The following is a 5,819-nucleotide window of genomic DNA, read 5'->3' as shown; positions in this document are numbered from 1 at the left end:
TCAGCAGCAGCCTTCTCAGCGGCAGCCTTTTCAGCAGCAGCCTTTTCAGCAGCAGCCTTCTCAGCAGCAGCCTTTTCAGCAGCAGCCTTCTCAGCAGCAGTCTGTTCAGTAATTACTGGAGAAGTAGATGTTGTTGAATGACTTCCACCACTACTACAAGCAGCAGTACTTAGTGCCAAAATAATAGCAGCACTTAGCTTTGTTAAATTCATTGATTGCATAGATACCCTAAATTACATTATGGATTTAATGTGTAATTAATGTTTATTTGTATTACATTACGTTTCAACTTATTATAGTAAATATCTAACTAAAAAAATGAGTATTTTTTAAAAAAACTTTTTTTTATAAGTATTTAATTTTATATAATAAATTATCAATATTTTTGATATTAATGAATACATGATAAATCAGATTTAACACGAGTTTTTATACCGATGGTTAAATTTCACTAAGAACCAAAAAATTAATATATGTTATTAAAATTAAAAAATTGGAGCCTAAGCTCCCATTTTTATCGATGATTTTTTAAATCTTCTAACATTGCTTCACGCAGAATTTCATTCATTCGTGTTTGATAGCCTTTGCCTTGAGCTTTAAACCATGCAAGTACATCAGCATCTAAACGGATGGAAGTCTGTTGCTTCACTGGGCGATAGAATTGATTATGGCGTACAGCATTGCTCCAGTCTGTAATTTCAGGAATATCTGATAGATCTAGCTGATCATCAGGACCCGTCCCTTTAGCAAGCAAGCGTTCAATTTCAGCATCTTGCTTGTCGCTGAATTTTTCATTCAGTTCTTTACGTGAGTATCTAACCGTGCTCATATTTATCTCGCTCCGCCTTGGTGACTTGCCTTGCACTAATGATTCGTATGATTTCACAGTCATCTTCATCAAAGATGGTGTGAGCTACTAACAGCATTAGTACGCCTCTTACTTTTCCAATGGTTTGCCAACGTTCTTCACCATTGGTATGTCTGTCCTGGATTGAGATCCTCAGCGGATCTTCAAAAACAAGGCTTGCAGTTTCGAAAGAGACATCATGTTTTTTCTGATTCTTTCGATTCTTTGCCTCATCCCATTCGAAATACTGTTCCATAAAAAACATTCAAATTTGTATATACAATAATGTATCACAAAATTGTATCACTCAAGTTGAAAAGCGTAATTCTTAGTCAAATTTCTTGGCAAGAACTATCAAAACCGCTCATAAAAAAGCCGACTTGTTTCCAAGTCAGCTTTTCGACATCGTCGAGCATTATCACTATAACACAAGTATTTGATTTTTATGTTTTTAAAATATGAATTTCGTATAACGCCCATTATGTTAAATGGGTACTTTGAAAATATAGGATTGAACCTCTTGGTCGGTAACTGAATAAAGATTTAATACTTAGTACGACATAATTTGACGTTATATACTTATTTTTATAGGATCCAGCCGTGATATACCCATGATTTTATTGTAAATTACATAAGCCATTAATTCTTTAAGAAAATATAATGAAAAGATATGCTCATCTATTAGAACTTATTCCTGATTTACAGAAAATAAAGGAAGATAATAGTCTATCTATACAAGATGTCAGAGAAAAATACATCGAGGCTATGAATGATGAAATGGTTTTTGAATATATGGAAGTATTAAGTCAATACATTGATATTAATGAAGAAGTTATTTCTAATTTTGACAGAGAAACTATTTTAGCTTATTTAACATCGACTATTCGGAATGATCGTTTTTTTGATGGTGCTTTATCTTATAGCATTAGATCAGGGTTGATTCTTACTGCCTTGAAAAAACTATCTATGGTAGTAGATAAAGATATTTCTAATTAAAAATAAAATACATGCATATTCATAAAACTTTCCCATTTTTTACTCACATTAAGTCTGAATTTTTACCTACATATTTTTTAAAACTGGAGCAACCTATGAGTTTATTTACATTTCAACATAATAATAAGGAGATAAAGCAAATTTCAGAAACTTCCTTTGGCCAAGAAGGAATATTAGAAAGGCAAGATCTCCAACAAGCTTTAAAACAAAATATTGAAGTTCTTGTTCCAGGTGTTTTAATTGTTGCTGAAGAATATTCCGAATGGGATCAGTCTCGCAAACGTATTGATTTATTAGCCATAGATCAAAATGCAAATTTAATAATTATTGAATTAAAAAGAACAGATTCTGGTGATCATATGGAGCTTCAAGCCCTAAGATATGCATCAATGATATCTACCATGACGTTTGAACATCTTGTAAAAGTATTCACCACATATAAAACTTTAAATGGTTTTCCAGATTTTAAAGAAGAAGATGCGCAAGAGGAAATTGAGGAGTTTATTGGAAAAGATTTGCTAGAAATAGAAAGTACTTTTGGTGATGATGTCAAAATTATTTTGGTTTCTGCTGATTTCTCAAAAGAGTTAACAACATCCGTTATGTGGTTGAATGATAGAGATTTAGATATTACATGTATTCGTATCAAGCCATATAGGCACAAAGAAGAAATTCTACTGAATATTCAACAAATTATTCCACTTCCAGAAGCCAAAGACTATCAAGTCAAAGCACAGCAAAAGTCAGAAGAGCGAAGAAATTCTGATAAGAAATATTTAAGAGATTATTCTAAATACCTATTTAATGGTCAAGAATATAATAAAAGAAATTTAGTACTAGCTGTAGTAAAGCATCACGTTGAAGAAAAAAATATAAATAGCTTTTTAGCACTAAATAATGATTTTCCTAAAACGTTAAGAAGCGGACGTTTTTATAAGAAATTTGATGAGATTAAAAGTCAAAAGAGATATTTTTCTCAACCAACCGAAGTTTTTAATTTTCAAGATGGTTGTTACGCTATTTCAAATCAATGGGGATCTGGAAATATCGGTGAATTTATAGATCAAGCGCGAAGTCTTAATTATGAGATAGAAATTAAGGACAATAGTTAAGAGTTCCTAAAATTAACATAATACACGTTATACGAATTCCCAAGGCATGGCTTTTAGTCATGCTTTTTTTATCAAAAGACTATAGCTGAATGATAGCGAGCCAAATCGCATACAATATCTATTATTAGACTTAATGTAATAATTAAATGATAGTGGGCGAATTCAAACATGAGGTGCGACAGTTTGAAAAGTCTTATGATAATCAACAAGCTGAGCAAATTTCTCTAATGGTGTAAGCCAATCTAACGCTTTTCTAGGACGAGTATTCAGTGACATGGCAACTTGATTTAAATAATGCTGATCTGCCTGATTTAAATCAATCCCTTTAGGTAAATATTGCCTAATTAAACCATTCATATTTTCGCATGTGCCTTTTTGCCAGGGTGAATGTGGGTCACAGAAATATACATCTATGCCTAAATCTTCTTCAAGTATTTTATGTTCTGCCATCTCGCGTCCACGGTCATAGGTCAACGTTTTACGCAGTTCTGCAGGTAAATATTTCAGAGCTTCAGTTAAAGCCTTGCGCACTGATTCTGCCTTTGCATCAGGTAATGTTGCCAAGATACAGAGCCGTGTATTTCGTTCAATAAGTGTTGCTATCGAACTTTTATTGTCTTTACCTTTAATTAAATCAGCTTCCCAATGACCCGGTATTTTTCTTTCTTGAACTTCGGCTGGGCGCTCATGAATAGTTTTAATATCCTGTAATATAGAATCTTTTTTAGGTTCACCGTTAGCTTTTCGCTTTTTATTTTCATGACGCAGACAGGATAATAAGTCTTTTTTCAACTCACCCTTTGGTAATGCTCGTATCGTTGAATAAATCGTTGTATGGCTTACATTCATTGTTTGATCCAAATCAGGAAATGTCTTTAAACGCTTTGCTATTTGCTGAGGAGACCATAAACAACGGATCGCTTCAACAATAAATTTCCAGAGGATTGAATCGATTTTGAGTTTTCTGTGACCACGTCTACGTCTAGCGAAGGTGTTATCAGAAGCATATTGAGCTTGATAAACGTCATTGATGCTATTTCTTTTAAGCTCACGATAGATCGTACTAGGATGTCTTTTAATGAGTTCAGCAAATTTTCTGGCTGAAAAGCCTTCTTTTCTTGACTCAAGCATTAATGCAGTACGATCTTCAAAGTTAAGATGATGGTATGACAATTTTATATACTCCATAAACCCTTTAAATTAATTAGGTGGTTTATGTCGCACTTCAAGTTTTACTCTGCCGTGTTATCATTAATCTAATAGAATTAAGATTAAATGATAGAAATGAATACACGTATTTATCTACGAGCTTCAACTAAAGATCAAGATGCAGAAAGGGCTTTGCAGATTCTTCAGGATCTAAACCAAAACTTGAATTGTAAGCGTCCGCTGAACCCCATGCCTATTTTTTAATTTGAGTTGGATTTCCAGCGATGTGGTAGTAATTCTTCTATTTGGGTCGCTTTATGCGTCGGCAGCCTTTTCAGCACATCACTGAGATAGGCATACGGATCCAACCCATTCAGCTTTGCTGACTGGATTAAAGTCATGATATTTGCCGCTCGCTGTCCACTGCGCAGCGAACCTGCAAACAACCAGTTCTTACGGCCCAATGCCCAGGGACGCATAGAGTTCTCTGCCCAGTTATTGTCAATGGGTAGATTGCCATCATCCAGATAGCGGCTTAAGGCTGGCCAACGCTTCAGACTGTAATTGATGGCCTTGGCGGTTGGAGAACTCGATGGCACCGTCAGATAATGTTGGTTGAGCCATTCATACAGTTGTTGCATCACCGGTTGGCTGTGCTGTTGTCGGTATTCGCGGCGGTGTTCTGCTGTACTATCGGTCTTTTTCCTGAGTTCTGCTTCTATCGCATACAGTTTCTGAATCATCAGTAATGCCTGTTCAGCGATCTGACTTTTCCCAGTCACATGTAGCTCATGGAATTTACGACGTGCATGCGCCATGCAGCCCACCTCAATGACATCGCCTGATTTAAAGCGTGCTTTATAACCACTGTAATCATCACAGACCAGATGGCCCTGCCAGCCATTCAGGAACTCTTCTGCATGCTGACCTGAACGGCTATCCTGAAAGTCATAGATCACCGCTTGAACTGGATTGTACTGTGTAGTGGCATAGGCCCAGACATAACCTTTCTTCGGTTTTTTCTCATCATCACCCATCCGCATGATGGTGACCGGCGTTTCATCGGCATGGATCACCCGCTGTTGCAGCACCACCTCTTTTAAGGCATTGGCCAGAGGCTCCAGTTCTACACCGCAGCGACCTATCCAGTCAGATAAAGTAGATCTGGACAGATCAATGCCCGCCCGCTGATAGATCAGGCGCTGACGGTACAGCGGCAAATGATCGGCATACTTCGATACCAGCACATGGCTGAGCAGTTCAGGTGAAGCAATGCCTTTATCAATCACATAGGCGGGCATCGCTTGCTGAGTCAGGGTGTCACACTGATCACAGACCCATTTGCCACGCACATGCTGTTCCTTATAGAACTGTGCCGGTCTGAAATGCAGTTTTTCACTGATATCTTCGCCGATACGACGTAACTGGCAGCCACAACTGCATTGGGTTGATGCAGGTTCATGCTCAATACGGATGGTGTGTAGATGATCCGGCAGCAGTCGACGTTTAGGTTTGTTGACTGTGGCTTTCTCTGTCGCTGCATCGGTTTTATCTGCATTCAGCCGCTCCAGTTCCAAATCAACTGCTGCGATATCCTCTTCAACCGCTTCGTCCCACAGATGGATTTGTTTTGCGGTGAGATGTTCGTTTTTACTGCCAAATTTGTGCTGTTTAAATAGTGCGAGCTCATGCTCGTATTTTTGCGTGAGAATGGA

7 protein-coding genes and 1 pseudogene are annotated in these 5,819 nt (G+C 37.1%); 3 read left to right on the top strand and 5 right to left on the bottom strand.

The genetic code is table 11. The features are described from left to right. The 3 genes from F893_RS18170 to F893_RS16870 all read right to left on the bottom strand — a co-directional run. Positions 1 to 221: hypothetical protein (locus F893_RS18170; RefSeq protein ID WP_005254587.1), on the bottom strand; the 221-nt coding region annotated here is incomplete at its 3' end. Positions 222 to 514: 293 nt separating this feature from the next. Next, positions 515 to 829, bottom strand: coding sequence for a BrnA antitoxin family protein (locus tag F893_RS16875; RefSeq protein WP_005254584.1), 315 nt, complete (start codon positions 827 to 829; stop codon positions 515 to 517). Next, the gene (locus F893_RS16870; RefSeq protein WP_005254577.1) at positions 816 to 1,103 is read right to left on the bottom strand and encodes a BrnT family toxin; all 288 of its coding nucleotides are present in this window, start codon (positions 1,101 to 1,103) and stop codon (positions 816 to 818) included. The genes F893_RS16875 and F893_RS16870 overlap by 14 nt, the downstream gene beginning before the upstream one ends. A 404-nt stretch (positions 1,104 to 1,507) precedes the next feature. Here F893_RS16870 and F893_RS16865 point away from each other — a divergent pair, with 404 nt between their 5' ends. Together F893_RS16865 and F893_RS16860 are read left to right on the top strand one after the other, a co-directional pair. Beyond that, positions 1,508 to 1,843, top strand: coding sequence for a DUF6508 domain-containing protein (locus F893_RS16865; protein WP_005254576.1), 336 nt, complete (start codon positions 1,508 to 1,510; stop codon positions 1,841 to 1,843). A gap of 95 nt (positions 1,844 to 1,938) precedes the next feature. After that, on the top strand, positions 1,939 to 2,955 hold the full coding sequence (locus tag F893_RS16860) for a PDDEXK family nuclease (RefSeq protein ID WP_005254575.1): 1,017 nt from the start codon (positions 1,939 to 1,941) through the stop codon (positions 2,953 to 2,955). A 162-nt stretch (positions 2,956 to 3,117) separates the two neighbouring features. Here the strand turns inward: F893_RS16860 and F893_RS16855 are convergent, their stop codons facing one another. Then, entirely contained in the window at positions 3,118 to 4,086 is a 969-nt protein-coding gene (locus F893_RS16855) for an IS30 family transposase (protein WP_081398964.1), read from the bottom strand. Between the two features lie 144 nt (positions 4,087 to 4,230). Here F893_RS16855 and F893_RS17765 point away from each other — a divergent pair. Beyond that, a pseudogene (locus tag F893_RS17765) lies at positions 4,231 to 4,332 on the top strand (resolvase); the annotation flags it as partial. A gap of 32 nt (positions 4,333 to 4,364) precedes the next feature. On the opposite strand, the gene tnpC reads toward F893_RS17765, so the two are convergent. Continuing rightward, on the bottom strand, positions 4,365 to 5,819 hold a 1,455-nt coding region (gene tnpC / locus F893_RS16850; RefSeq protein WP_005254574.1), incomplete at its 5' end, for an IS66 family transposase.

Source organism: Acinetobacter sp. CIP 102136 (assembly GCF_000369685.1).
In the GTDB taxonomy this organism is placed as follows: domain Bacteria; phylum Pseudomonadota; class Gammaproteobacteria; order Pseudomonadales; family Moraxellaceae; genus Acinetobacter; species Acinetobacter fasciculus.
This window is presented reverse-complemented; position numbering and strand designations above follow the sequence as displayed.